The sequence below is a fragment of the Enterococcus gallinarum NBRC 100675 genome (assembly GCF_001544275.1).
In the GTDB taxonomy this organism is placed as follows: Bacteria; Bacillota; Bacilli; order Lactobacillales; family Enterococcaceae; genus Enterococcus_D; species Enterococcus_D gallinarum.
In genome coordinates, this window is record NZ_BCQE01000020.1 from 1 (window position 1) to 26,103 (window position 26,103).

Annotated in this window: 23 protein-coding genes; 4 read left to right on the plus strand and 19 right to left on the minus strand. The window is 40.9% G+C overall.

The annotated features are described in order from the left end of the window. Positions 1-3,495 (minus strand): vWA domain-containing protein (locus EG2_RS12090; protein WP_156424242.1); only part of this gene is annotated, 3,495 nt, incomplete at its 3' end. A gap of 201 nt (positions 3,496-3,696) precedes the next feature. On the opposite strand from EG2_RS12090, the gene EG2_RS12095 reads away from it, so the two are divergent. After that, a complete protein-coding gene (locus EG2_RS12095) occupies positions 3,697-5,130 on the plus strand; it encodes a helix-turn-helix domain-containing protein (protein WP_060814949.1) in 1,434 nt (477 codons plus the stop codon). Between the two features lie 273 nt (positions 5,131-5,403). Here the strand turns inward: EG2_RS12095 and EG2_RS12100 are convergent, their stop codons facing one another. Beyond that, positions 5,404-6,381, minus strand: coding sequence for a choloylglycine hydrolase family protein (locus EG2_RS12100; protein WP_060814950.1), 978 nt, complete (start codon positions 6,379-6,381; stop codon positions 5,404-5,406). A gap of 254 nt (positions 6,382-6,635) precedes the next feature. Here EG2_RS12100 and EG2_RS12105 point away from each other — a divergent pair, with 254 nt between their 5' ends. Beyond that, entirely contained in the window at positions 6,636-7,736 is a 1,101-nt protein-coding gene (locus EG2_RS12105) for a mandelate racemase/muconate lactonizing enzyme family protein (protein ID WP_060814951.1), read from the plus strand. Positions 7,737-7,800: 64 nt separating this feature from the next. Here EG2_RS12105 and EG2_RS12110 read toward each other — a convergent pair whose 3' ends face one another. Together EG2_RS12110 and EG2_RS12115 are read right to left on the minus strand one after the other, a co-directional pair. Then, positions 7,801-9,219, minus strand: coding sequence for a glycoside hydrolase family 1 protein (locus tag EG2_RS12110; RefSeq protein WP_060814952.1), 1,419 nt, complete (start codon positions 9,217-9,219; stop codon positions 7,801-7,803). 13 nt (positions 9,220-9,232) lie between these two features. After that, a complete protein-coding gene (locus tag EG2_RS12115) occupies positions 9,233-10,537 on the minus strand; it encodes a PTS sugar transporter subunit IIC (protein ID WP_060814953.1) in 1,305 nt (434 codons plus the stop codon). A 187-nt stretch (positions 10,538-10,724) separates the two neighbouring features. Between EG2_RS12115 and EG2_RS12120 the strand changes: the two genes are divergently transcribed. Continuing rightward, positions 10,725-11,426, plus strand: a complete 702-nt coding sequence (locus tag EG2_RS12120; RefSeq protein ID WP_060814954.1) for a GntR family transcriptional regulator — start codon at positions 10,725-10,727, stop codon at positions 11,424-11,426. 137 nt (positions 11,427-11,563) lie between these two features. Here EG2_RS12120 and EG2_RS12125 read toward each other — a convergent pair whose 3' ends face one another. Both EG2_RS12125 and EG2_RS12130 read right to left on the minus strand, forming a co-directional pair. Beyond that, on the minus strand, positions 11,564-12,451 hold the full coding sequence (locus EG2_RS12125) for a C40 family peptidase (RefSeq protein ID WP_060814955.1): 888 nt from the start codon (positions 12,449-12,451) through the stop codon (positions 11,564-11,566). Between the two features lie 92 nt (positions 12,452-12,543). Further along, a complete protein-coding gene (locus EG2_RS12130) occupies positions 12,544-14,199 on the minus strand; it encodes a peptide ABC transporter substrate-binding protein (protein ID WP_060814956.1) in 1,656 nt (551 codons plus the stop codon). A gap of 338 nt (positions 14,200-14,537) precedes the next feature. On the opposite strand from EG2_RS12130, the gene EG2_RS12135 reads away from it, so the two are divergent. Continuing rightward, complete coding sequence (locus EG2_RS12135; protein ID WP_060814957.1) at positions 14,538-14,882, plus strand: antibiotic biosynthesis monooxygenase family protein; 345 nt, start codon at positions 14,538-14,540, stop codon at positions 14,880-14,882. Positions 14,883-14,996: 114 nt separating this feature from the next. On the opposite strand, the gene EG2_RS12140 is transcribed toward EG2_RS12135, so the two are convergent. The 13 genes from EG2_RS12140 to EG2_RS12200 form a co-directional block, all read right to left on the minus strand. Next, positions 14,997-15,761, minus strand: a complete 765-nt coding sequence (locus EG2_RS12140; protein ID WP_060814958.1) for a hypothetical protein — start codon at positions 15,759-15,761, stop codon at positions 14,997-14,999. 306 nt (positions 15,762-16,067) lie between these two features. Further along, complete coding sequence (locus EG2_RS12145) at positions 16,068-16,295, minus strand: hypothetical protein (protein WP_021149510.1); 228 nt, start codon at positions 16,293-16,295, stop codon at positions 16,068-16,070. Between the two features lie 242 nt (positions 16,296-16,537). Further along, the gene (locus EG2_RS12150) at positions 16,538-17,002 is read right to left on the minus strand and encodes a GAF domain-containing protein (protein ID WP_060814959.1); all 465 of its coding nucleotides are present in this window, start codon (positions 17,000-17,002) and stop codon (positions 16,538-16,540) included. Positions 17,003-17,180: 178 nt separating this feature from the next. Next, positions 17,181-17,819, minus strand: a complete 639-nt coding sequence (locus EG2_RS12155) for an NAD(P)H-binding protein (protein WP_060814960.1) — start codon at positions 17,817-17,819, stop codon at positions 17,181-17,183. Between the two features lie 130 nt (positions 17,820-17,949). Beyond that, positions 17,950-18,375 carry an Rrf2 family transcriptional regulator gene (locus tag EG2_RS12160; RefSeq protein ID WP_060814961.1) on the minus strand — a complete coding sequence of 142 codons (426 nt, stop codon included), beginning with the start codon at positions 18,373-18,375 and terminating at the stop codon, positions 17,950-17,952. 182 nt (positions 18,376-18,557) lie between these two features. Continuing rightward, positions 18,558-18,962 carry a PTS sugar transporter subunit IIA gene (locus EG2_RS12165; protein ID WP_060814962.1) on the minus strand — a complete coding sequence of 135 codons (405 nt, stop codon included), beginning with the start codon at positions 18,960-18,962 and terminating at the stop codon, positions 18,558-18,560. A 22-nt stretch (positions 18,963-18,984) separates the two neighbouring features. Next, positions 18,985-19,791 (minus strand): PTS system mannose/fructose/sorbose family transporter subunit IID, encoded by an 807-nt coding sequence (locus EG2_RS12170; protein ID WP_060814963.1) that lies wholly within the window; start codon positions 19,789-19,791, stop codon positions 18,985-18,987. Further along, entirely contained in the window at positions 19,781-20,668 is an 888-nt protein-coding gene (locus EG2_RS12175) for a PTS mannose/fructose/sorbose/N-acetylgalactosamine transporter subunit IIC (RefSeq protein ID WP_060814964.1), read from the minus strand. Before EG2_RS12175 ends, EG2_RS12170 begins: the two co-directional genes overlap by 11 nt. Before the next feature lie 10 nt (positions 20,669-20,678). Then, positions 20,679-21,158, minus strand: a complete 480-nt coding sequence (locus tag EG2_RS12180; protein WP_060814965.1) for a PTS system mannose/fructose/N-acetylgalactosamine-transporter subunit IIB — start codon at positions 21,156-21,158, stop codon at positions 20,679-20,681. Next, positions 21,155-22,936 carry a glycoside hydrolase family 35 protein gene (locus EG2_RS12185; RefSeq protein ID WP_060814966.1) on the minus strand — a complete coding sequence of 594 codons (1,782 nt, stop codon included), beginning with the start codon at positions 22,934-22,936 and terminating at the stop codon, positions 21,155-21,157. The genes EG2_RS12180 and EG2_RS12185 overlap by 4 nt, the downstream gene beginning before the upstream one ends. Before the next feature lie 46 nt (positions 22,937-22,982). Next, entirely contained in the window at positions 22,983-23,978 is a 996-nt protein-coding gene (gene lacD, locus EG2_RS12190; protein WP_060814967.1) for a tagatose-bisphosphate aldolase, read from the minus strand. Between the two features lie 15 nt (positions 23,979-23,993). Beyond that, on the minus strand, positions 23,994-25,163 hold the full coding sequence (locus EG2_RS12195) for an SIS domain-containing protein (protein ID WP_060814968.1): 1,170 nt from the start codon (positions 25,161-25,163) through the stop codon (positions 23,994-23,996). Positions 25,164-25,178: 15 nt separating this feature from the next. Further along, the gene (locus EG2_RS12200) at positions 25,179-25,913 is read right to left on the minus strand and encodes a GntR family transcriptional regulator (RefSeq protein WP_060814969.1); all 735 of its coding nucleotides are present in this window, start codon (positions 25,911-25,913) and stop codon (positions 25,179-25,181) included. Between the last annotated feature and the right edge of the window lie 190 nt (positions 25,914-26,103).

Consider the following 26,103-nt stretch of genomic DNA (forward strand, 5'->3'; position numbering starts at 1 on the left):
TAATCGCTGGAGGTATAAGTAGATACCAGCGATGGCGATCGAACTAAAGGCGAGTAGATAAATCCCTAATCGACCACTTCCGCCTGTTTCCGGCAGCGGAACTTTCGCCTGATTAGTCACATCTAGTGTAATCTGGTTGTTTTTTTCTCCAGCAACTAACACATCAGCGACTTCTTCGCCATCAATCTGTACTGAGCCATCTTCATTGATCACAATTTCGATTGGCTCTTTCAATCCTTGATACCCTTCTGGCGTATATGTTTCCGACAAGACATATTTTCCCGGCTGTAACTGATCAAAGACAAACGTGTCCGTCTCTTCTCCTGATCGTTCAATGTCTGTATTTGGACCTGTCAAACGGAATTCCGCCCCTTTTAATGGCGTCTGATCGTCGGCCTTTTTGTGGACGGTCAAGTCAAAGGCTTTTAACTGGTTTTGATGATTCAACGTCCATTCTTTACTTTGTTTATCCACATTTTTGCCGTCGTAGCGAATCTTTCCATATTTATCCACCGTAAATTCATAGTTGCCGGCGATCGTGTCATATCCCAATGGACCTGAATCTTCGACCATTCGGTATTGACCTGGCTGATCTACTATAAAATGGGCTAATCCTGAATCGTCAGTTTTTTCCGTAGCAATGGTTTGATAGCCCTCTGAAGTATTTTTCTTTTGTAGAGAAAAGGTTGCCCCAGACAAATTGACTTGATTGCCGTCTTGCAGCGTATACTTGCGAATGCCGATTGGCAATTCTGAAAATTGATTAACCACGGTCAGTGTGATCACTTGTTCTTCTGTAGAAACCTCATCCCCATCGATTGTCACAATTCCCTCTGAAGTGATTTCGATTTGCCAAGTTGTTTTCCCACGTTCATGTCCAGCAGGAGCTTGCACTTCTGTGAGAGTATAGGTTTCACCTTTTTGCAGTCGGACATTTTGCGGCAAGGAATAGCTGCCATCTTGATTATCGATCAATGTCGTACGGCCATTTTTGCCAGTTAATTCAAACACAGCACCTACCAGATTTTTTTCGCCAGCAGAAGAGTTTTTGATCACTTTAAGCGCTAATGGCTGAAACTGTTTCGTGTTTTTCCACGTTGTTTCATCTACTTTTTCTTGCTCATAACCGGGGACAGCTAGCTCTCGAGTCGTTTGATAGCTGAAATCTTGCCCCCGATTATTGTATTTGGGTAGTCCTAAGGTTTCGGCATAGGCATCCTCTGCTGACTTTGAAAGCTGTGTTACAGTGGTGCGTTCCCACAGGTTCCCTGTATCATTTGACGGTTGCGAAATCTTGATATAGCCTGTTTGCCAATTTGTCGGTTCTGAAACTTGTTTTCTGGTCACTTCATAGATAACATGTTCTGGGCGGCTGCTCGGATCATGATCATATTCTTCCCAGATTTTTTTGAAATCAAGCTTGACTCCTGGTGCTTTCCCCGATGGCACTCCAAAATCTACCACTTCGTCTGCTGTTGCTACTGGTTGGAAGGTTGTTCTGCCATTCATCGGGTACCAGAAATCAGGTTTGAATGTTGCTGATTCTGTCTGGATCCTGACTTGATAATGGATCTGAATTTCTTGATCTTTCCCTAAATAAATTTCATCACTATGAACGGTGTTTCCTTCAAATGAGAGTGTGGGCATGGCTTGTACTTGAAGGGAACTGACACTTTTGACGGTTAATGTATTTGGTTCGTAACTAAACGGTTCAGCAATCGGATCGGTTACTTTGCCGTTTGCCACAGTTCCTGATATCTGAACCGCTTTTCTCGCGAGATAATCAGAAATATCTGGTGCATGATCGGCTGATTCATAGTAAAGATCACCATTCTCATCCGCAGACACCATTTGCCGCATCTTGTTTTCTACTTCTTGTTTGGATAATCCCGCATTGGTATCACTTTGCAGTTGAATGCCTAATCCATGAATTTCAATCCCTCGCTGCTTTAATGCCATTGCTTCACCAATTGTTGCGATAAACGTACTGTTGATCAATTTATTGGTATTTCTTTGGTCTGGAGCATAGTAGCTGTTAGAAATACGAGAAGTACTGCCCGGTTGGTCTTGTCTATTGGTAAATTGGGTGCCGTAATAGCTGCCATTCGTTTCTGTTTGAACTTTGCTGACTTGGTAGGAAAAAGTGGGAACACCATCTGTCAGTAGAACAATCACTTTTTTGTGTCCATTTGGTGTCGCCAACATGTTTCCAGCATCTCGCAGGGCTTTTTGCGTGAAAGTTCCGCCAGTAGTACTGCTTGGAGTAATCGTCTTAATGGCATTTTTGACCGAATCAAAGAGGCCCATCGCGACCGAATCATTCTTGTATCCATCACTTGAATACCCAACATAGCCCATATGAATGTTGTCTGTGATTCCACTTTCTGCTAGCGTATCTACAAATCGATCCACCCCTTTTTGGACCTCGCCAATTCGATTGTTGTCATTCATACTACCTGACCAGTCAACTACTAAAACCAAATCCAACGGTGCGATCTCCTTTTGGACATTTCCGCGAATATTCAGATATACATCAAATAATCCAGGTGTCGTGGTCTCTTTGGCATACTTACGAATGGCATAGTCTGCTTGGGAACCAGTTCCACCATATTCAATATAGGAATTGGTTTTGTTCGTTGGTTCCCCATTCCATTCCGTTTGCCCATCCCATTGTGCAGCTCCGTCTTTGTTTCCTTGATGGTTGCGCACATTCTGATTCCCAGTCGGTTGCCAACTTGCTGTCGGATAGGTTCCTGACGCATCTGTCGTATACTGAGGCAGGATTGCCTTATGACTGCGACTTAACACTGGATCAGGAGCAACGCTAGGGAGTGAAAAAGGTTTTATCACTTCATCAGCAGCTGTTGATCTTTCAGATACTTCAGATGCTTCAGGTCCTTCTGTTTCTCTGTTTTCTGCCAGCGTTTCGTTGGTATTTGATGGATTTGTTGATTTTGACTCTTCAGATTCTACTGAATGTGTATCTGTAGCAGCTGTTTCCTTTGCAGCATCCGTTTCTGTTCTAGAAGTATTGTCCTGGGTGTCAGTTGGTTTTTCCTTTGTTGCCTGCGGCATGACAACAGAGACCTTTTGGATCTGACCTTCGTAAACTAATTCTGGTGCTTGCTCGGTCAAAAAAGAATTTTTCTCAACGGGCAGCGTCAGTTGAACGGTCTGATTTAGTTGAGGCTCTATTGTCAGATAGAGGGTATTGTGTTTAATTTGATAACCGTATCCCTCTTGTTTTTCTTCTACTTCTTTTAGCTTGGCATGATCCATTCGTATTTCTTTTTTTAAGGGCTCATTTGTTTGATTCGTGAGTGCAACATCTAGTAATAGCTGTGGCTGCTCAGAATCATCTGTTATGATTTTGGCAGATAGAATAGCTGCCCCATTAATAGTTTCTGCTCTAACGATTATGGATGTGAAATAGGAGCTAACCAGCATGAATACTGCCCCTAAAACCCACAACTTCCTCAGTAAATTAATTTTCATTCTCCCCTTTCATTTGCGAACCAATAGCAAATCACAATAGCCTGCATGCTGAAAATTTGTTATTCTAATCAGATACCTAAGTATACATAGAAGGGAAGAATCAAATCACACCAGCTTTCATACCAAGCGGTTTCATTATTGAGATTGCGTTATTGTTTCGTTGATTGTTTTATTAAAGTAAAGGACTTGGGAGGAAATGAAATGATTAGGTTTTTGGAGAAAAATTATCGGAAGATGGAAGAAATCATTCGTGTGTTATCCATTTCTGATAAGTGGATGACTAAAAAAGAACTTGCAAGACACATTGGTAGCAGCGAATCAACGTTTATCCGATATATTGAAGAGATCAAGCAACGCTGGGGAGATGTTTTAACCATCAAAACATCGCATAAATTAGGGTATCGTCTAGAGAATTTCAATGCTACGTTGTATCTTCAAATACTCACAGATATGGCGAGAACTTCAACAACGACACAACTCCTTCATGAATTTATTCAACAGCCAGGCAAAACGATCGATTATTATTGTGAGGCAATCAATATCAGTCGATCATCTTTTGCACGAAAATTAAAACATTGCAATAAAGTGTTGGCTGCCTATTCACTCCGGGTCATTGTGGATCGAGGGTATCAGTTAACGAGTCAGGACGATGAGCTGTCTCTGCGTATATTTACGACCTACTTTTTTTTGATGTATTATGGCCATTGTGATTTGCCTTATCACTTTGATAAACAAGAACTAAAACAAGTGATGCGGCGCAATCACTGTATTTTGAATAGTATCAGCTTAGACAACAGCTATGAACATGACTTTTTCATTATGTATTTTATCGTTGATTTGTTAAGAGAGAGTCAAGGATTTCGGCAACGCCCGATCACCAAGATAGCCGTGAAAGCAAAAATCAGTAATGAAGACTATTCATTGATTAAACGCCATTTGAGTGGGATTAGTTCGGAGTCTTGCCAAACAGTCATTGACTACTTTCAAAAAGGGGCTTTCCAGCAATTTTATTCAGAGAATAGATCTGTGATCAGTGAGAAGATACGTGACAATTTGACTTTCAATACTTTTCTGCAGTTGGAACAAATCACAGACGAGGTTGGCGACTTCGTTGTACACTTACTGACTTGTCTTTATTCCTATGCGCAATTACTGCCCTTTGATACGACAGAGCTGACACAGCGTGCCACTTTTTTTACAAGACATATCAAATTTACACAGCGCCAATTGTATGCACGACTCAAAGCAGAACTGCATTTTTTTTCTGAATTGTTGGAAACGAATCTCATCAGTTATTTGTCTTCTTATGTATTCTGGTTGTTGACTTCTTTTCCGGAGATCAATCAGACTTTGGTGTCAAAAAAAATCTTAGTGATCAGCGATATGGGGATCAATCACAGTCAATACATCAGTTACTATGTTCAAGATATTCTTGATCTGCATAAAATTCGTTCAGATATCTTGCCCATCAATGGTGAGCAATTAGGTAACTATGACTTGGAATCCTTTGATTTAATCATCACGAATCAGCCAATTTCTGAAACAAAAGTTCCCAGTGTTGTTATCAATGACGCCTTACTATTTTCAAAAAAAAAAAAATTACTGGACTTATTGTATTTCAAAGATTTTTTTTAATATCTGAAAGTAAAAAAAATATTTCTTGTTTTCTTCTCGTAATTTCAATGAAAGATTATCATAAGAATACGCTTTTCCTTTGAACCGTTTTTTCAGCATCAGAATAGATAAACTACCCAGCTACCTAATACAAAAATTTAGACGGCAAATCACACGAAAAAAGATCTGCGGTAGTGACACACCGTAGATCTTTTAATTGGAGAGATGACTCTTCGTTAAACTAAGTTATTTTCTACTTATCTATCTTTGCATCGACCGTTGTGTGGCCGATTATTACACCATTGTTTTTGTTGTGAAACTCTTGGCAACCGCAAAAATCCGGGGCTGTTTCAATTGTAACCACTCTTTCTTCAATTCCAATGAAAAAACTTCTTGGGTTTCATAAGGATTGAAATAGTAAGTACCATTTGTCACATTATAGACCACTCGATACTGAGTATACTCAGATTGACCATTATCTTCGACCATCAGTCCTTTGGGGATCGTGGCATTATTTAAGAGATGGAACATAGCATTGACTGTTTCTTCAGCAGTCTCTCCTACATTCACAAACTGTTTGTTATAAACGGTTCGAACAAATCGTTCAGGGGAAGTCAATCCACCCGGTAAAATAGATGTTCCATTTCCAAGACCAAAGGGGAGCACCTCTACTCCATTGACTGTTGCGGGAGGAAAATTAGCAGGTCTCGCAGCTAAATAGTTACCAATATTTTTTACATGCCACTCCAATTCTGGACTGTTAGTCATCACGCCGATTGGATTTTCTTTTATTTCGATAAAACCGCGATTGGTTTCAATGACAACACATCTTCCGGTAGTATCCGTTACAATAAAATGCAATGGGACTGTGATCCCTAGTAGCGCCGTTTCTACCTGTACTAGATTGATCCTACTGATTTTTTGGTACAAATCAGAAATGTCTGCTACATTTCCTAATACCCAGTGTAACAATTCATGGGGTGCAAGGTTTATTTTCTCCGCTGTGTATTCGCAATAAACAGCTTCATTCGAAAAGTAGAGTTCAGCAATCGCTAGTCCCTTCTCATTGACCCCATCAATAAACAGAAATTCTTCTAACTGTTTGCCCGTTCCAACAAAGCCATAGGTATTGGTGACCTGTCCCCCTAGTTGTAAAGACCATTGATACTCCCGTGGCATGACGATTGGTGCGCCGTCTAGCAAAAATGCAAAGTCCATCGTCCGAGCAAAAAAAGTCTGTCCATGAGCAGTCAGCGTGAAACTAGTACACATATGCGTGATCTCCTTTTTGTTCATCATAGCTTGGGTTGCGCAGAAGTTCAACTATTTCAGCGTGTGCCCACCAAGAAATTTGACTCCTTTTCAGATCGGAATCACTTGGTTAAAGGTCCCTGGAAAAACAGGATTATTACAATGATAGAAAGAGATTGACAACTCAAGCTATAAATGAAACCGCTTGAATTCTTACCAAGTGGATGTTAAGATAATAATGCACACGTTAACATTATTGGAAAAGGAGGAATTTTATGTCCACGATCACAGAAATCCAAACGGCCTACTATCGGATTCCCTTACCAGAATTAATGGAAGATGCCAAACACGGATTACACACTCACTTTGAGGTCCCAATCGTCAAAGTTCGCACGGATGATGGTAGAGAAGGTATCGGTTATACGTATACGGGTGGTTTCGGAGGAGAGTCGATCGCTAAATTGATCGACAAAGAACTGAAACATATCCTGCTAGGAAAAGATCCTGCTTGTGTGGAAGCTCTTTGGGAACAGATGAATTGGGGCATCCATTACGTTGCCCGAGGTGGTCTAGCAAGCTTTGCCATTGCCGCCTGTGATATTGCCCTTTGGGATCTGCGCGCAAAAAAAGCACGAGAACCATTATATAAACTATTGGGAGGACACAGCAATAAAGTAAACTGCTATGGCGGTGCCATTGACTTGAATTTTCCACTAGAAAAATTATTAGCCAACAATCAAAAATATTTGGATATGGGATTACGGGCTGTCAAAATCAAGTTAGGGCAAGCAACACTGGCGGAAGATATCGCCCGCATCAAAGCCGTTCGTGAATTGATCGGTCCCGATATTACCTTTATGGTGGATGCCAATATGAGCTGGTCCGTTGAACAAGCCATCAAAGCCGCTAAATTGATGGCGCCTTTTGATATTCTCTTTTTGGAAGAGCCAACGATTCCCGAAGACTACGAAGGATATGCTCGAATCGCTAAAGAAGGTCAAATAGCAGTTGCTGGCGGAGAAAATTTACGAACACCAATTGAATTTGCTCATATGTTGTCTTATGGTCAAGTTGATTTTCCTCAACCGGATGCCTCGAATTGTGGAGGAATCACTGGCTGGTTGAAAATTGCCGCATTGACACAGTTGCATAATGTCAGTATCTCGACTCACGGCATGCAAGAGCTTCATGTCAGTCTGCTGGCTGCCATGCCTAATGCCGGATACCTAGAGATGCATAGTTTCCCGATCGATCAATACACCATTCGCCCTCTGATGATTGATCCAGAGGACGGAATGGCTATCGCGCCAGAAGAACCGGGAATTGGTGTGACCTTTGACTGGGACAAATTAGCCCCTCATCAATTAGATTTTTAAGCAATATACACAAGGAGCTGTGACAAAAGATTTGTCACAGCTTCTCTAATCTTAATGGACTTATTTAAAGAATAAGCGGCAATTCCTCATAGGACAAGCGACGTTCATCAATTAATTCTCGATACCAATAGGCTGATTTTTTCAAAGAACGGGTACGGGCAGCATTTCTTTCGATCCGCACCAGCCCATAGCGGTTTTTGAAGGCATTCATCGGTGAGATACAGTCGGTAAAAGCCCAGAGCATGTAACCCTCGCAATTCGCCCCTTCTTCCACTGCTTTTAAAAGCCAATAAAGATGTTGGGAAATGAATTGGATCCGATAGTCATCTACTACCTGACCATTCTCATCCATGAACGCCTCTTCATTCTCCCGACCCATGCCATTTTCTGTGATCAGCCAAGGAATGTTGCCGTAATTTTCTTTGAGGTAGTTTGCCATGTCATACATGACTTTCGGATAGATTTCCCACCCTCTAGAACGATTCATTTGTTTGCCGGGAAGATCAAAGTTCTCATAGAATCGCTCCGGATGAAACGGTGCTTCAGCATTCCATTGATAACGAGGTGCCCGCACACGCTTTGGATAGTATTGATTGATTCCTAAAAAATCAACCGTATGTTGTTGGATCACTTCTAAGTCTTCTTTTGCAGGATCAAAATAAATATCATGCTCTTTGCATAGTGCAATCAGTTCTTCGGGATAAATGCCTTTAATCATCGGATCAAAAAAGACTCGGTTGAAGAAAAGATCGTACATTTTTTGCGCTTGCTGATCTTCTTTCGAAGAAGAACGAGCATACACCATTTCAGGATTCAATACGCAACCGATTCTGCCTTGATAGCCTTTTTCATGATACGTTTTTATCGCTAATGCAGAAGCTAATGTTTTATGATAATTCCATTGCATCCATTTCTTCGTATTTTGTTCATGGGGCCAGCGAATCGCATCAAGATAGCAACGGGTCTGAATCACGATAGGTTCATTGAAAGTGAACCAGTGCTTGACCCGATCGCCATAACGTTCAAAGGCGATTGCTGCATACTTGCTATACAATTCGACAACATACCGAGAACTCCAGCCATCATACGTGTCTAATAAGTAGGCAGGCAATTCATAGTGTTCCAAACACAACATGGGTTCTACTCCTGCAGCAATCAATGCATTGATTACCGCATCGATATGGGCTGCATATTCTTCATCGACGATCAACTTCTCATAGTCGGTAAAAAAGCGTGCCCAATTGATGGATGTGCGATAATGTGTCAGATGAATCTCTTTCATCAGCTCAATGTCTTCACCATACTGTTCCATGAAGTTCGTTGCAACGGCCGGTCCATAGCCTTCATGCCAGACAAAACGCTCTTGTTGATACCATTGATCCAAGAAAGAATCCTGACCCGCTTTTTTTCCTTGCCAACCTTCTGTCTGCCAAGCAGAAGAAGCGGCCCCTAAGATAAATGTTTCTGGTATTTCAATTAACATAAGCCTCTCCTTTTTATGCCACTTCGTTTGTTGAACGATTCATTACGATAACGAATGGCAAATAAATAATGATCGATAATAAAATACAGATGATTTGTGTGACCACTGCACCGATGTCTCCTGCTGTAGCTAAGTAGGCATTGACGATTGGCGGCATTGGCCACGGTACCATCACAACCGCTTTTGCTGCAAAACCGATGGATGTAGCAATATAACCCACCGTGCCGGTAATAATTGGGGTCAGAATAAATGGAATCGCCAAAATCGGGTTCAGCATGATCGGCATCCCGAAAATAACAGGTTCATTGATATTGAAAATGCCTGGTGCTAAAGATAACTTCGTGATTTGACGCATATCTTCACGCTTGCCTGCAATTAGGATCGCAATCAGTAAGCCAATGGTGACACCTGATCCTCCCATACTCATATACATATCCCAGAATGGCATCGTAATGATGTTAGGCACTTCTTTTCCTGCCTCAAAGGCTTCTGTATTCACGGCGATAGCCGCCAGTAGTAATGGTTCACGAATTGGTTTGACCATCTGATTGCCGTGGATACCAATGACCCAGAAAACTTGTGCAATAAACATCAACAACAAGATACCAGGCAGACCTTGTACTATCCCTTCTAATGGTTTTTGCACAATATTGTAAATGATATCGTAAGCATACATTCCTGTGATGGCTTTGATAGCAAAGCCAACTGTTGCGATGATCGTTACTGTTAATATTGTAGGGAAAAGTGCCGAGAAACTTGCTGAGACATTGGCAGGAACACTTTCCGGCATCTTGATTTGCAATTTTTTTTGGCGGCAAAGCCAGGCATAAAGTTCAATTGATAGGATTGCCACGAACATGCCCAAGAATAAACCTTTCGTATCTGTATATTGTTTCGCTAAAACATTCTCGGCAATAACAGTAGCATCTTCATGTAAGAATTCAAAAACCATCGGATTGACCGATAAGTAAGACATCACTGCAATGATCCCAGGGAAAACACCATCGATTTTGTTCAGTTTTGCCAGTTCGATCCCAATTAAAAAAACAGCATAAATCGTTAGAAAACTAAGTGTTACATAACTGACTGCTGAAGAGATCGGCTTTAGATTTTCTAAAAAGCTGAGCGCATCAATTTTTGCTAAGCCGTTCTCCGAATCAAAAACCATTGCTGAAAATAAGGTCCCAAAGGCACCTGTGATAATGACTGGTATCAAAGCGGCAAAAGCGTTCTTAATTACCATGATGTACCGCCAACTATTGATTCTCGTAGCAACTTTACCTAATCCATTTGCCAATCGATCCATAAACCCTTCCATTTTTACTCCTCCTAGCTCCTCTATGATTAACCAAAATCAACAAACCAAATGCAACCGATTACAATTTCAATTTACTGGATTTTTTTCATTCTGTAAATCGTCGAAAGAAGCAAAAAGCTGAGTATGTAAACGTCGAGGTTTACATACTCAGCAAAATCGATTATGCTTCAAAAAAGGAGGAAATGATTTGGCCTACTATCATGATATTGCAGCAGCTATTCGTACACAAATTAGTCATGGAAAGTATGAGAAGAATCAGAAGCTGCCTAAACAAACTGAATTAGCCATTACGTATAAAACTAGTCGAGTAACCATTCAAAAGGCGTTGAATTTGTTGCAAGTAGAGGGGATCATCTATGCCAAAAAAGGCACTGGCACTTTTGTCAGTGAAGCCTATTCTACCTTCGATTATAACGCCCGAGTGAACCGCGGATTAACCAAACGCTTAGGAAAGACGGGCAAACTCACAAGCAGAATCATTTCTTTTGATACGCTTTTGGCTGATGAGCAAGAACAATCAAAATTGAAACTTGGTAAAGAAGATCGAATCTATGATATTGTTCGTTTGCGATTATTGGATGATGTCCCTGTCGCACTGGAATATACCATTATGCCAGTCGCAGTGATTCCCGGCATCACCGAAGAGGTTCTCAAGGGTTCCGTCTATGAATATATTTCCAATACATTGCAGTTACCGATTGGAACATCGATTCGAAGGATCAAAGCCGACCGTCCAGATATCTATGACCAGCAGCATTTGATTTGTTCCCCCAATGACCCCATTTTAGAAGTCGAGCAAACGGTTTACTTAGAAAATGGGACACCTTTCGAATTTTCACAATCCCGGCATCGATACGATATGGGTGACTTTATTGTTGCTAATAACTGATCCTTCTTTTGATCGGTCAAAAAGCCCGCCATTTCTTGCTGCATTCTGCAAAAATGGTGGGCTTCCCTCGGTTACTGCTATTTTTTTGTTTCTATCACTTGCGATTTCTACCTGATTCTTTCTTATTGCGGCTGTTTCTAGTCAATATACCGAGTAACAACTGCCAATTCCGGCTCATAAGCAGAACCAGTGATCTTTGTTTTCATGACTTTGGAGCCTGGAGTCTGTGAGTGGATCATCTCGTCTGCACCTAAATAAAGACCGACGTGATGGACTTTTCCTTTTCCCTCTTCATATGCGAACAACAATAAATCACCTGACTGCGCCTGTTCATAGGATCGCTGCACACCCGCTTGCGCTTGTTCAATGGTATCTCGAGGAATCAATATACCATTGACCCGATGCAAACTATACATAAACCCTGAGCAATCAAAGCCACTGCTGCTGATTCCTCCCCATACATAAGGCAAATCCAGAAATTGTTCTGCCATCTCGATCAACTGTCGGGGAGTTGTTGAGTTTCCTTGATCGATTCGTTGGGCTTGTGTTTTAGAAATTTCAGCTGGTCCTTCAGGTGTCATCACATGATACCACTCAGCGTCCTCAGAAAGCCAATCCAGCAGTGTTCCGAAAGAAAGGATTCTTTGATAATCTTTGAATTGCAGGACAGCTGTTGGTTTGATTACCGCTACCTTCTGATTGCCTTTCCCCAATCCATATTTCTCGTCTATGACAGTCAATACGTTACTAGGAACATACCCTGGGTAGCCTCGGGGATTTTTATTACTTGCTTGGTCTAAGACAAATATCTCTGCCCATTCTGCTTTTTCTTGAACGACTTCGACAACGGTCCCATAAAGAATCTCTGAATCAACCAAGTCCTCTTCATAGAGAGTCATCGCATCTGCTGCTGATAAAAACGAATGGACTGCTTCTAAAGGTTGCGCATTGATTTTTGTTAAAACTGCATTTTGCTGCGGCTGTTTCCATAAAAAAGTCATAGCTGCTTGGACTGCTTTTTTCACTAGGTTCTCCTTTGCTGATCTTTTACTAATTCTTCTTGCTTTTGCAATCTGATGAAAAATGAAACAACCATCATGTCTAGCCCACTGATAGCCTACTCTAGGGAAACATTCTTGTAATCATACGCTGCGCCAACACTATGAATGACTAAACCATTGATTTTTGGGGAACGTAAATGAGCCTCTGCGCTTTGAAACAATGGAATCACGCCCAATTTCTTATTCAAAATCTGCTCAGCTTCTACCATGTTTTGCCAACGTGCTTGAGGATCGTTGGCATACGCATCGGATGCTTCTGAGATCAAGTCATCATAAGTATCATCCAACCATTTTCCGCGATTGTATGAACTATCTTTTTTGAAAAGCTCCAAGAAATTGATTGGATCAGCATAATCCCCGATCCAATTGTTCATGACCATTTCGAAGTCTCCGCTATTTGAACGATCCAATCGTACAGAAAAAGGGACATTAGTCACTTCTACAGTCAATCCTTCAAGGGTCTGCTGGAGCGTTCCTTGAATGTATTCGGCTAATTTCTTTGATTGATCTGTATCTGAGGTCAGTAATTCAAAAGAGAGTGTATCTTTTCCTAGCTCGGATTTCGCTTGCTCCCAAAATTTCTTGGCTTGTTCTTCATCATAAGGAAGCGAAGTCCCTGCATCTTTGACAAAATCTGTTTTCGTATCAGGATTATAAGCTAGGTCAGAAGGAACAAATCCTACAGCTGGAAGCGAGCCGTTACCTAAAATCTGATCAACGATTTGCTGACGGTCAAGGCTATAAGAAATCGCTTGCCGCAACTTTTCATTCCGAAATGGTGAATCCTCTGCTGCTTGATTCATTTCTAGATACTGGGTCGTCGCGCTCGGTTGAACAACATAATCCTTGTGGTTCACATTTTGCATCGCCAGTTCCCCACTCAACGTGATGTCATCTGCTTGACCATTCTCGTACAAATTGTAGCTAGTTGAAGATTCTTTGACGACATCAAACTGAACACCGGATAATTTCACTGAGTCTGCATCCCAGTACTCAGGATTTTTCTTGAGTGTCCATTGAATATCTGTACCTGGACCGTCATAATCCTCCAATGTGAAAGGACCATTGTAGACTGCATTCGCACTTGTTAAGGCATATTGATCCCCATGTTCTTGAACAACCGCTTCACTCTGCGGGAAAAAAGTAGGAAAAGCGAGTAAAGATTTAAAATAAGGCGTTGCTTTTTCCAATGTAATCTTCAATTCATGACTCGTGACGGCTTCGATCCCTAGTTCACTTTTATCCTTCGTCCCATCGGAAATAGCTACAGCATTTTTGACTGGTGCTAACATGTAGGCATAGTTGGAGGCGGTAGCAGGATCAACCGTTCGTTGCCAGCTAAAGACATAATCCTCTGCTGTGACAGGTTCCCCATTGGACCATTTGGCATCTTCTCGTAATTTGATTGTGTATATCACCCCATCTTCACTGACCATTGCGTCTTCACTCGCACCGGCAATCACGGGTTCATTGTTTTCATCGAGGCGATAAAGTCCTTCATAAGCATTGTTCAAGGTAATAAAACTGTAAGAATCGGTTGCTAACGACAAATCAGCGCTCCCCATTTCAGCAGAAAACTGAACATTTAGCATTTGCTGATTGGCATTTGCTGACTTGGTTGAATCTGTGGTTTTCGATGACGGCTGTTGACAGGCTGCTAGAAAAAAACTACAAACGATGAGTGATCCGATGACTCTTGCTTTGGTTGCCATTCTTGACGCCTCCTATTTTTTCAGATAATTCCAAAAATTCCGTTTTGTTAAGTGAAGTTTACCGTGATTCGAATCTTTCTGTCAAATTCCCTTACTTGAAAGAATCATCAAAGATACCTAGAGAAAGGTCCTATGGAGAGTTCCTATGAAGAGTTCCTATGAAGAGTTCTTCCTTAGCTGTTCTTAGGTAGGAAATAAACATTTTTTTTTCACTAGGCAAGTATTTCCCAAGAAAAATACCGACCTAATTGACAATCATTCTCAATTACAGCCATACTAATTGGAAAATGATGATGCAAAGTCAAATCGTGCATTTACCACAAAAAGGAGTGTTGTTCATGTATATCAAAACTGTGACATTTGAAGTTTTAGCAGAAGCAAAAGAAACATTTTCAGAAAAGATTCGCAAAGATATCGCCTCGATGAAAACGTTTGAAGGCTGTCTCCAATCTGAATGTTGGATCAACGAAAAAAAGGCATCAGTCGATTTTCAACTCGTATCAAAATGGCAAGAAAAGAAACATTTCCAAGCCTGGCTAAAGCGGCCCGAACACTTGCAAAAACACCGTGAAGCTTATCGTGCAGAAAAAGAAGGAAACGGAAAACCTTCCGTAGTAATAAACAAGAGTGGACAAGATTATTCCTTATTTGACGACTCACTTGTATCTTCCAGCAAGAACTGAGTTGAAACTTATTTCAAGAAAGTTCAGCTAAAAAAGAAGGACAGCGCTTGCCGATGGGAATCCATTTCATCAGGCAAGCGTTGTCCTTCAAGTGCATATCGCGTATTTGTCGTGTCAGCCCACCACGGTTAGTTCGTGGAGTGTCTGTCCGGATGGGTCTTTTAACTGCAACCAACCATTGGTCCCTCCGTAGTAAAGAAACAGACCAACCTCATTGACACTTTTTAAAATAACTTCTTCTATCGTGCAATGATCCTTAATCGCTGCTTGATGATCTTGGCGGATTTTTTCTCCTAAGCGAGCAGAAAATCCCAAGGAACCGTCTTTATTATAAGGAATTTCTTCGGCTAATTTTGCCCCTTTTTCAATTCGCATTTCATTGCGCTTTTGCCAATAAACAGTTGCCTGACTTCCTTGACAGTCAATATAGAAAGGGCGATCCTGCAATTCTTTTTTCCATTGATGCCTTGCCTTTGTTTTTTTCACTGGGTCAATGGAAGTAGTATTTTGGTAATAGCCAAGTTTATCTAACAATAAGTCAAAATTTTTTGCGCAAGTTGCAATGAGCTCACTTTGCTCACCTGGGATCGCTTCACTTTTTTTCTTCAACAAACCATACTTCTCCTGATAATAATGTGCAAGGTAAGGTGCCTGAATTTCCCAGCTAGGAGTAATACTAATGATTCGATCATGGGGCTGAGTCAAGTCCAGCAATGTATCAGTTGTAATAGCTGTTACCGCATGATTCTTAACAAGAAAAAACACAGTATTATCAAGCTGTGTCACACGATCATGATCTGCAATTTGTAATAAACCTTGTTCATTGGGAAGCTTAAACAGCAACTCCTCTTCTTCTAAGATCACTAATTCAGCTCTCATAACATTCTCCTCCAGGCGTACGATTTTAATTTATTGTACCATCATTAAGTCTTTATTGAAATTTATTGGCCGCCTGGCAGTCTATCGCAGCATACAAAAAACGATGATAGCAGAAAAATGGAGCCGTAACTATTAGGCAAGTATTCTGCCCTTGAAAGTTACTGTCCCAGACAGCAAAGGAAATTCTTTACTGAAAAAAATTTGGCTAACATCGTAAATATTATAGATTAAATTGTTATTTTTAATTGTTTAGCTCATTATTTTCCTGTTTTTAAACAATAAGCTTTTGTCTTTTTTCAACTTTTTTCAACTAAAAAAACATTCGACTAAAGCTGGTCCATAGATTTCGTTATACCGAGCAACGACTCTTCCACAGCGTTCCTCGATTTCATCATGATCAATGCCATCATATCTTACAACACTCATCACCACACAGTTTTCCATTTTGCGGATTACCTCACCGATGATCCTCCTTTGCATACCTACCGGTTTACATTCATACGCTTTTCCTAAAACAATGTTATCACAATTCATAATTTTCACCTTCAAATTTAATTTTTCTAATTATGTTATCATAATATCATCGTTTTTTAATAATTAAAAGTAATACGCATTGATCCGCACAAAAAACCAGTACAGACAAAAAAACCAAACGAATAGAAGTTGCCGCAGAAACAAGCCGGCAATTCAGCAACTTCAAGAATGAAAGTTGCGCTATCTATCGTTTGGATATTTCTTTTGTACCAGCGAACACGATTCGCTGCTCGTTTTATCAATTACGTCCGTGCAGCTACTAGCGAAGCGGCAAATTTTTCTAAGAAAAGTTGATCGATCTCGTCATAACTACTTGTTTTCGAACTATCGATATCTAATACTCCAATCAGTTGGTCATTGTCCAGCATTGGCACAACGATTTCTGACATTGCTGCCGAGTCACAAGATATGTAGTTCTCATGTTCTTTGACATTATCGATGATCATAGTCTTTTTCTTAGCAGCGGACTCCCCGCAGACCCCTTTTCCTAACTGGATGCGGGTACAAGACACACGGCCTTGGAAAGGACCTAGAATCAATTCACCTTCTTGAAACAGATAATAGCCGGCAAAGACCGTATCTGGTAACGTTTCATTCAGCAATGCGGAAGAATTAGCCAGATTCGCTAACCAGTTACTCTCCGCTTCTAACAATCCTTTTAACTGAAGGAGCATCAGCTCGTATGCTTCTTTTTTCTCCATATCCATCACCTCTGCTATTGATTATAAGCAACTCGCAGAGTTTTGTCTTGGTAGAATTCTTGAATTTCGAAAACTCTTTCTTCTAAAATGGTTTCTTTCCTGTTTTCTTGGAAGAAACATTATGAAAGCATTACTGTTCTTTCCGCTCCTTTGCTCCTCAAAACCATCCCGATCGTCAAAAAAATCAGGCATCAATAACTGTAAATCTTGTTTGTTGATATTGAGGGACTTCTAACTCATCCAAGATAGCTTTCGCCAATGTTCCGCTAGATGTGACAGATTGTCCGGCATCATTTTGAAGCAAGTGATCTTTTCCTAATATAGCCGGTTTAGCTTCCCCAGCTTGGAAAAGATTTCCTGGAGAAATTCCTACCCAGTCAACATTTTTAACAGTTAATAAGAAATTGTACTCGTCTAATTGATTTTCTGGAATCGCGATCCAGCTTTCACTATCAGGTGCTTTTTTCAAGTCATTGACATTCAAGTCGCCAGCATCATTCAGTAAACTACCCGCCCCTAAAATGAAGAACAATCTAGTTTTCTTTCCACGGAAAAGATGGATCAAACGGGCTGCTAAGTCGACATGTAGATAGGCTTGATCAGGGCTAGTAGCAAACGCATCAATGATAGCATCAAAACCTTCCAACTCGCCTCTTTTCAATTCAAACGCGTCTTTGGTTATTGTTTTGACAGAAGTCCCAAACATTTCCTTTGCTTTTTCTTCATTGCGTACGATAGCTACGACTTCATGTCCTCGTGCATTTGCTTCCCGATAAATCGCTGAACCAGCATTTCCTGTTGCACCAATAATTCCAATTTTCATTGCTCTCTTCCTTTCATCTTTCAACTTGTACATGTAGAAAAACACATGTAACTTTTAAGATTACATGTTGATTATAAAAAGAAAGCTCCTTTTCGTCAAGCATTTGCTTTTGAAACGGAGCTGTCTCTCTTCATTTTTCAGCAGCCACATTGAGTTTATCTATAATATCTGCTAATGTGATCTGCTGCATCTCTAACTCAATTTTTTTTTGCAGACGATCATAGGTCTCATCTAGAACTTCCTGAATGCTACCGCCAATCAAACAATTAGGATTGGTTTTTTTGTCAATATGCAACAATCGTTGGTCCTTTTCAACACTTGAATAAATGTCTAGCAAAGTGATCTCTTCGGGTTTTTTTAGTAATTTAGGTTCAGCTTTTCCCCGTTGGCTCTCAATCAAGCCAGCTGTTCGCAAATCACTCATGATTCGGCGGACATAGGCTGGATTGGTCTCGACACTTTGTGCAATTCGATCACTGGATAGATCGGTTCCCTTCAACATTTCAATATAAGCCAGAATATGAATGGCATCGCTGTATTTCGTTGAGTACTTCATCCCTTTGATGTCCCTTCAAAAATATACTTTTAGCTATCATACCTTTTTTTAGGGAATTGTTCAAAGAGTTGGGGCTTTTCAGCGCTTTTTGTCGTTTGGTTAAGGCAAATAGGTGATAGCTGAGAAATACAGCTACTGCCGTTTTTCCTTTGCTGATCAACTTCTAATGTCCTTGCCTCTGCTTAATCTTCTTCAAAATCTGCTACTGCAGTGAGAAGCGTGTTGACATGTTGGATATTCTCTTTACCAAATTGTTCATAATCCAATGGATCTCCGGTCAATGTGCCGTTGAGGAAGCCAATCACCATCGGCATATTCATTCCTGCATACAGCTCAAATGTCGCGCCTTCCATGATTAACCGAGAAGCCGCATTGCATGGGGTTCCTCCTAGCAGATCAGCAAAGACCACAGGGTTTTGACTGTCAGCGATGACAGCTGCTAGTTTTTGGCGAAAATCATCAGCACCTTCTTCTGGTAATAATGGGACTGTCTGGATCTCTGACTGAGGCCCCATAATCATTTCTGTACTTTTTTTCAATTCTTCACAAAACCGGCCATGACTAATCAAGACTAATTGCTTTTCCATCAACTTCCTACCTACTTTCCACCTACTTTGAAATAATTCCTAACGCTGACAGGGCAACACTAACGATCAATACGACGAAAATCGCTTTGGTTGATGTCATGTTTTTCTTTCCTAACATCCAATACACAACACCGACAATAGCGGCTGGTAAAAGCCGTGGCAAGATCATATCGATATTGTTTTGCATATTCAATGTGACATCACCAATGCTTGGTGCCCAGGCAAATTTAACATTGACCATTGTTGCCACTAATGCCCCTACCATAAAGACACCCAGTAATGTCGCAGCATCTGTTAATGCTGTTAAGCGGCTTTGCATGGTTGTCACAAGGGAAATACCTTCTTTGTAAGCAAATTCCAGTTGTTTCCAACGAAAGATCATGACTACGATTTGTGCAGCGATCCAGATAAAGATGCCGATCGGATTTCCATTGATGGCCATATTTGCAGCCAATGCACCAAAAATCGTTGGCACTAAGGCTGCGAAAATCGAATCACCGATCGCTGCGAAAGGTCCCATCAACCCGGCTTTCAACCCTGAAATGGTATCTTTTGCCTGAAACCCTTCCTTTTCTTCGATCGCTAGATCAATCCCCGTGATAATGGTATTGAAGAAATTTGATGTATTAAAAAACTGCGTATGCGTTTTCATCATTTCTTTTAATTCAGGGGTATTGTCCCCATAGATTTTACGTAGTTGTGGCAAAATGGTGTACAAGTAACCTGATCCTTGCATCCGTTCATAGTTCCATCCTAGTTGGAAACCAAATAGGCTGCGCCGATTGATTTGTTGGAAGTCTTTTTTCGTTAATTTAACATTAGATTTCATCGTCTTCAATCTCTCCTTCCGAATGCTGCTCGTTTTGTGCGGTATTATTTGCTGGACGTGCTTGTCCATTTTTGTAGCTGATAGCGGCAAATGCAAAACCAATTAGTGCGATTGCCAACATTGGTAATGCGTTGAAGGTACCGCTGAAATCTTTTACAACACTTGCTACACTGCTGCCCAATAGCTGGATATTGCTAAATACCGTTGTTAATAACGCTGTCAAAACAAAGCCTAAAATAAGATAAGGAAAATGTTTTTTTACTGGTAAATAACGAAGTAAAATTGCAAAACCTACAGCTGGTAAGACTGCTCCGGCAACGGATAATCCATCGCCTAACCACTTTAAATCACCATTCAAATAACCAACAACGTTTTCGACTAATCCGCCACCGAAAGCTAACGCGAGAAATACAGGAACAAGTCGTGATAGCGCCCACGGTGCTGCACCCAACAAAAAGTTTCGTTCGATGGCTTTGAAATTCATATTTTCCACGTGGGTATCGATTCTATGAGCAAAATACGTATTCGCAAAACGAGCTAAAATATCTAATTGAATCATCAAACTAGCTACCGGTACAGCAATTGCAGCAATTGCCTGTTCTGGATCCATTCCTAATGCAACAGAGAATGCCGTGGCCAAAACCGTTCCAGAATTGGCGTCGATCCGCGAAGCACCGCCAAAAGTCCCTACACCAAGGACTGTCAGTTGCATACTACCACCAATCAATAAACCGGTTGTGATATCGCCCATCACTAACCCTGAAAAAAGACCAGCAAAAACAGGCGCACTCATTGAAGAATAGATCTGTAATTCATCTAGAATCTGATAACCTGCATATAATGATAATAATAAAATTTGCCACCAATGAATTTCCATATTGATTCTCCTATCTTTCTAAAAGGCTCATAAAGTTTTCAGCTTTATCGCTAGGGACCATTTGTGCAAAAAGTTTCACACCTTTGCTAGCAAGTTCTTTGAAATCAGCAATATCTGCGGGAACAACATTGATTGACTTGGTAATAGACTTTGTTTCAGCTGTTTGGGACATGTTTCCAACATTTATTTCAGTGATCGGTACACCTAATTCCACTAGCTTGAGCAAACGGTCAGGTTTTTTAGCAACAATCAACAACTGTTGAGAATCATATCTTCCAGCCAAAATATTGGCAGCTGCTTTCTCAATCGGCAAGATACTCAACTTGACCCCTGCAGGTGTTGCTAATTTCAAGCCACTCTTTTCGATTGGATTTTCTGCTACATCATCGTCCACAACCATAATTCGGCTAATATTCAGCTTGGTCGTCCATAAGTTTGCCACTTGTCCATGAATCAATCGTCCATCAATACGTACACCAATAATACTCATACTTTTTTCGCCTCCATCGTTTTATAGACCGGTTCTTTTCTCAAATGTACTTCTTTTGCAAAGCAGCCCTCCGTTTCAAAAATAATGATTGTATTTTCCCCGTGATTCAAAAATCCGCTTGGTAGGTACAATGATAAAATGGGACCAACTTCCCAAAAGCGTCCAATATTGACATTGTTGACCAGAACGACCCCTTTGCCGAACCCGGTCAAATCAATAAAGGTATCTCTTTTCTCCTCCAACATAAAGGAATAGCGATAAAATCCAGGTTGTTCAGAATGCCAGTCCCGCGTAAAATCAATTGCTGGTGACTTACTGAAGTCTATTCCGTAATGGGTCCAGTTGGTCACAAAGTGCAGATCAGCCATCACGCCTCTACGAATCCCTTTTCGCTGGGTCTCTGCTGTCAGCTTATGTCCATAGTTAACTCGTCCCATATTTTCTACTAGAATATCCAATTGATTTTCTTCTGCCGCTTGCTTAATAAACAAGTCTTCACCAATTTCTCCTTGATATTGAGTAGCAAGCAACGTTTCATTCAAGAAAACCTGGGCTCGATCATTTCCATCAATGATCCGGAGCTTTTCTATTTCCGTGTCCCGTTGTTTCTTCGTACGGTACAAGAGATAGCCATAGGGATGTTCCAATTGTTCCATTGTTTGCGGATAAACCGTCGTTACTGGTTGACTGATTTGATCGATAACAGAAAACAAACTGACTTTATCTTGTAGTTGAAGTTCCATTGATAGAGATGTTTTGATGCGCGGTTCGTGCTGTTCAAATTCTGGAAAATGTTCTTTTAGCATTTTCTGCAATGCATAATACTTTGCTGTCGGATTCCCTTGCTCATCCAATGGTGCATCGTAGTCATAGGAAGTGACCTGCGGTAAATCGACTGCGCCTCTAGCCGAACAACCATTCATAAATCCAAAATTGGTACCGCCGTGAAACATATATAAATTGACACTGCCGATTTCCAAAGCTTCTTTGACTGATTCAGCGAGATCATCTGGGTCTCTCCGAATGATTGGTTCATTCCAGCGATTGAACCAGCCATCCCAGAATTCCATACACATCAAAGGCCATTTTTTGTTGTGCTGATCAAAAAAATCCTGCATCGCTGCAAAGTTTTCTTTTGCTCGGGAACCAAAATTTCCTGTTACCAACACATCGTCCTCAATCAAGCTGCCAGCTCGTAAGGCGGCTTGCCAAGGACCATCCGAAGTAAATAAAGGCATATCAATGCCACAGTTTGTCAGCATTTCTTTGATAGCTCTCAAATAAGCTTTTTCTTCACCATATGACCCATATTCGTTTTCCACTTGAATCATTAGAATGTTCCCTCCATGACTCAACTGGTGAGGAGTGATTTTTGGAAGTAACACATCGTAATATTCCGCTACATGCGCTAAATAGTTCGGATCACATGCTCTCAATCGTCCAGACTCCTTCAATAGCCAAGCAGGTAACCCGCCGAATTCCCATTCGCCGCATATATATGGAGAAGGTCGCAAGATGACATATAGACCAAGCTCTTGTGCCAAGGACAAAAAACGCTCTAAATCAAGAATGCCTTCAAACTGAAATAACCCTTTATGCGGTTCGTGCAAATTCCAAGGCACATAGGTTTCAACAGTATTAAATCCTAGCGCTTTCAAATTATAAAGAGAGTGCTCCCAATCATCCGGATGGACCCGAAAATAATGAATCGCACCAGATAGTAGTTTAAAAGGAGAACCATTCATTAAAAACTCTTCTTTTATTTCAAACGTAGCCATGTTCTGCTCCCATTCATTAGTAGTCAGCTTTGCAAGGTAAATTGCTCTATTGGACTGGCTGTACTACTTTCTCATGCCACGAAACGGCAGTTTCTCTTATCACTTCATTCAATTGTCGAATGTTTTGCGTCCCTTGTTCTGTCAGCCATTCTAAAGTTGCCGCTTCTCCTTTTTCAACAAAAGGAGCGACTGCCTCTTTCCAAGTTGCTCTGCCACAGAGTACACCGTTGAATCGTGCCCCAGCATCTTTGGCGAAACGCAATGTCTCCATGAATAATGCCGCTGATACCCCAGCACTTAGGAAGATATACGGCAAATCTGTTGCATCGCTTTGTTCTTTAAAATAAGCGGCAGCTTCTTGACGTGTATAGGCGATCTCCCCTGTTGCATTTCCTTCAACAAATGACATGTTTACTGGTACTTCAACCTTTAAGACATCTACTTTATACTGGGGTTTCGAGAATTCTTTCATCATTTCAATCACTTTGCGCGGTTTTGTTTTAGCATAGGAGAGCGATTTTGTATCTGCATTTTTAGCATCATATGACAATAACTCTAAATAAAATGGCAGTCCTTCAGCCATGCATTCGCTTCCAATTCGTTCAACAAAAACTTGCTTGTGAAAATTGATTCCCTCTTCTTCATCGCAATCGTAGTACAGCAAAAATTTCACCGCATCAGCACCTGATTCTTTAAACCGAATAACTGAACAATCCGGAAGCAAATCAGGAAAGCGACCCGGAACGGTTTGATCGTAACCGGTTTTTTCATATGCCAGCAAAAGACCGCTCTCTGCTGCACGTTTTTGTGCAGCAGGCAGCCCATATTCTGGATCCAATAAAATGGCTGAGGCATAGGGCGTCAATTCTTGTGAAATCAGTGTTTTAAACCGCTCAATCGTTTCTTTCGTCGCTTCCATCCCTAAAGCTGACATCATTTTCTTTAGTGCGCCACGCTGATCAATCGCCAAGGCGGTAATAATGCCCTCCGGCGTCGATAAACGTTCCATTGCTTGTCTTTTATTTTCCGACCATTCTAACATGCTTCACACTCTTTCCTATTTTTCATATGGATAAATCGTTACACCTTTGACCACACGATTGACTGTTCCACTTGGCGATGGTGTATCTGGTGTATTACCAACCTTCACCGAACAAAGTAATGCGATCGTTTGGGCTACCATTATATCTGCTAAAGCAAGATAGCCATCCGGCAGTAACGAATCTGCAGCTAATTCAAAGGAATCACCACTAAACAATGAACCCTTTTGACCAATTCCAACAACGCGTTGGGCAATACCGTCATTTTTGATTTCTTCCAGCATATCTACATCGTATTTCTGCGTATAAGAGTCATTGCTGACAAACAGGAAAACCAATGTTTGCTCATCGACAAAAGATTTGGGGCCATGTCTGAATCCTAAAGATGTATCAAAAACGGTTGCGATTTTTCCAGCAGTCAACTCGAGAACTTTTAATTGCGCTTCTCTAGTCAAACCGCCTAAACTTCCCGAACCTAAGTAAATGATGCGATGAAAGTCTGATGCCAGATACCCTTGGATCTCTGATTCTCGTTGGATGACTTCTTCTCCTAGTCGGCTTAATTGATGAACATATCTTTCTTTTTGCTGATTGCTTGCTTGATCAAAAATAAGTAGCGCAGTCAGCGTCATACAGCTGAAACTGCTTGTCATAGCAAAACCAGCGTCATTGGCTTTGTTTGGCATTAGTAAAACCAAATTTTCTTTTTTTGCAGGCATTTGTGTAGCCAATAATCCGTCTGGTGCACAAGTGATCACGATATGATAGATCTTGTTGACCAGCTGATTGGCCATCTCAACTGCGGCTAGACTTTCTGGACTATTCCCACTGCGGGCAAATGAGACCAAGATCGTTGTCTCATCAGGAATCAGGTACTCTTTTGGTGTAGCAACGATATCGGTCGAACCAATACTTTGAAAAATAAACTGGTTCGTATTTCCTTGACTAGTAAGAAATGGAATTAGCGTATCCCCCACATATTGAGAGGTTCCGGCCCCTGTAAAAATGACGCGGATTGGTCGCTCTCCAGCATGTTGTTTCGCATCCGTAAACAAACGATCTAGATCTGCGACTGTTTCTTGATAACGGTCAAACGTCTCATGCCACAGTTCCGGTTGTTGTCGAATTTCTCGGGTAGTATTTTCTGCTCCTAGCTTTTGCAGTTCTTCTTTTGACAACATAAACATTTTCTTTCCTCCAATTCAGTTAGTGGAACGCAGATGCCTGATCTTATAATGAAACTTATCGGCCCGTGCCACACTTAATGTAAATTCAATCACTTCGTTCTCGAGATTATAGGTTGAGCGAACTAAATGGAGCACTGGTGATCCTTCTGGAATATTTAGCAGCTCACTATCTTCTTTCTGGGCAATACTGGCATAAAATTCTTCGTCAGCCGATCGTACCATTTGATTGAAATCTTCAGAAAACAAATCGTATAACGGTTTTATAGATAGAAGTTCCCGAGATAGTGTCATAAATAGCTTCACTGGCAAATAGGATTTCTCGATCATCATTGGCAAATCGTCGGCTAAGCGCAAACGGTCTAACTGAAACAAAGGTTCACCTAATTGAACATTCATATGCCCCGCTAAATACTTGGTTGCTTCAATCTTCTTGAAGGCCAATATCTTAGTTTCAGGATGTTTGCCCATTGCCCGCATTTGTTCGGTAAAACTATATGCACCAGCTAGATCAGTCGCATTTGTCCTTAATTCCGAAACAAAGGTTCCTTTTCCATGTTGTCGATAAATGTAGCCCATTTTTTCCAGTTCTTGCAATGCTAGTCGCACCGTCGTGCGACTAACGCCATAAAAACTGGTCAACTCTCTTTCTGATGGCAGCTTATCATGAGCGACCATACTGTTTTCGATTCGTTGTTTCAATATTTCTACCAGCTGATAATAAAGTGATTTTGATTGAAATGTATTTTGCATCGATGTCTCTCCTAACTGGTTATAACCACAATACAAGTATAGTAGTGGTATTTTTTATGAGTCAATACTATGAACAGTGTTTTTTATATTTTCATTTTTGGTCTTGTTAATATGATTGGTATCATTGACTTTAACAGGCATAGAAGAAAATGAAAAATGATTTTCTAACTATTTTCATTCAAGAACAACT

What these genes read in the sequence shown, in the direction of transcription:
- EG2_RS12095 (WP_060814949.1), top strand. Translation starts at nt 3,697, where the DNA reads ATGATTAGGTTTTTGGAGAAAAATTATCGGAAGATGGAAGAAATCATT.
- EG2_RS12100 (WP_060814950.1), bottom strand. Translation starts at nt 6,381, where the DNA reads ATGTGTACTAGTTTCACGCTGACTGCTCATGGACAGACTTTTTTTGCT.
- EG2_RS12105 (WP_060814951.1), top strand. Translation starts at nt 6,636, where the DNA reads ATGTCCACGATCACAGAAATCCAAACGGCCTACTATCGGATTCCCTTA.
- EG2_RS12110 (WP_060814952.1), bottom strand. Translation starts at nt 9,219, where the DNA reads ATGTTAATTGAAATACCAGAAACATTTATCTTAGGGGCCGCTTCTTCT.
- EG2_RS12115 (WP_060814953.1), bottom strand. Translation starts at nt 10,537, where the DNA reads ATGGAAGGGTTTATGGATCGATTGGCAAATGGATTAGGTAAAGTTGCT.
- EG2_RS12130 (WP_060814956.1), bottom strand. Translation starts at nt 14,199, where the DNA reads ATGGCAACCAAAGCAAGAGTCATCGGATCACTCATCGTTTGTAGTTTT.
- EG2_RS12135 (WP_060814957.1), top strand. Translation starts at nt 14,538, where the DNA reads ATGTATATCAAAACTGTGACATTTGAAGTTTTAGCAGAAGCAAAAGAA.
- EG2_RS12140 (WP_060814958.1), bottom strand. Translation starts at nt 15,761, where the DNA reads ATGAGAGCTGAATTAGTGATCTTAGAAGAAGAGGAGTTGCTGTTTAAG.
- EG2_RS12145 (WP_021149510.1), bottom strand. Translation starts at nt 16,295, where the DNA reads ATGAATTGTGATAACATTGTTTTAGGAAAAGCGTATGAATGTAAACCG.
- EG2_RS12150 (WP_060814959.1), bottom strand. Translation starts at nt 17,002, where the DNA reads ATGGATATGGAGAAAAAAGAAGCATACGAGCTGATGCTCCTTCAGTTA.
- EG2_RS12155 (WP_060814960.1), bottom strand. Translation starts at nt 17,819, where the DNA reads ATGAAAATTGGAATTATTGGTGCAACAGGAAATGCTGGTTCAGCGATT.
- EG2_RS12160 (WP_060814961.1), bottom strand. Translation starts at nt 18,375, where the DNA reads ATGAAGTACTCAACGAAATACAGCGATGCCATTCATATTCTGGCTTAT.
- EG2_RS12165 (WP_060814962.1), bottom strand. Translation starts at nt 18,962, where the DNA reads ATGGAAAAGCAATTAGTCTTGATTAGTCATGGCCGGTTTTGTGAAGAA.
- EG2_RS12170 (WP_060814963.1), bottom strand. Translation starts at nt 19,791, where the DNA reads ATGAAATCTAATGTTAAATTAACGAAAAAAGACTTCCAACAAATCAAT.
- EG2_RS12175 (WP_060814964.1), bottom strand. Translation starts at nt 20,668, where the DNA reads ATGGAAATTCATTGGTGGCAAATTTTATTATTATCATTATATGCAGGT.
- EG2_RS12180 (WP_060814965.1), bottom strand. Translation starts at nt 21,158, where the DNA reads ATGAGTATTATTGGTGTACGTATTGATGGACGATTGATTCATGGACAA.
- EG2_RS12185 (WP_060814966.1), bottom strand. Translation starts at nt 22,936, where the DNA reads ATGGCTACGTTTGAAATAAAAGAAGAGTTTTTAATGAATGGTTCTCCT.
- lacD (WP_060814967.1), bottom strand. Translation starts at nt 23,978, where the DNA reads ATGTTAGAATGGTCGGAAAATAAAAGACAAGCAATGGAACGTTTATCG.
- EG2_RS12195 (WP_060814968.1), bottom strand. Translation starts at nt 25,163, where the DNA reads ATGTTTATGTTGTCAAAAGAAGAACTGCAAAAGCTAGGAGCAGAAAAT.
- EG2_RS12200 (WP_060814969.1), bottom strand. Translation starts at nt 25,913, where the DNA reads ATGCAAAATACATTTCAATCAAAATCACTTTATTATCAGCTGGTAGAA.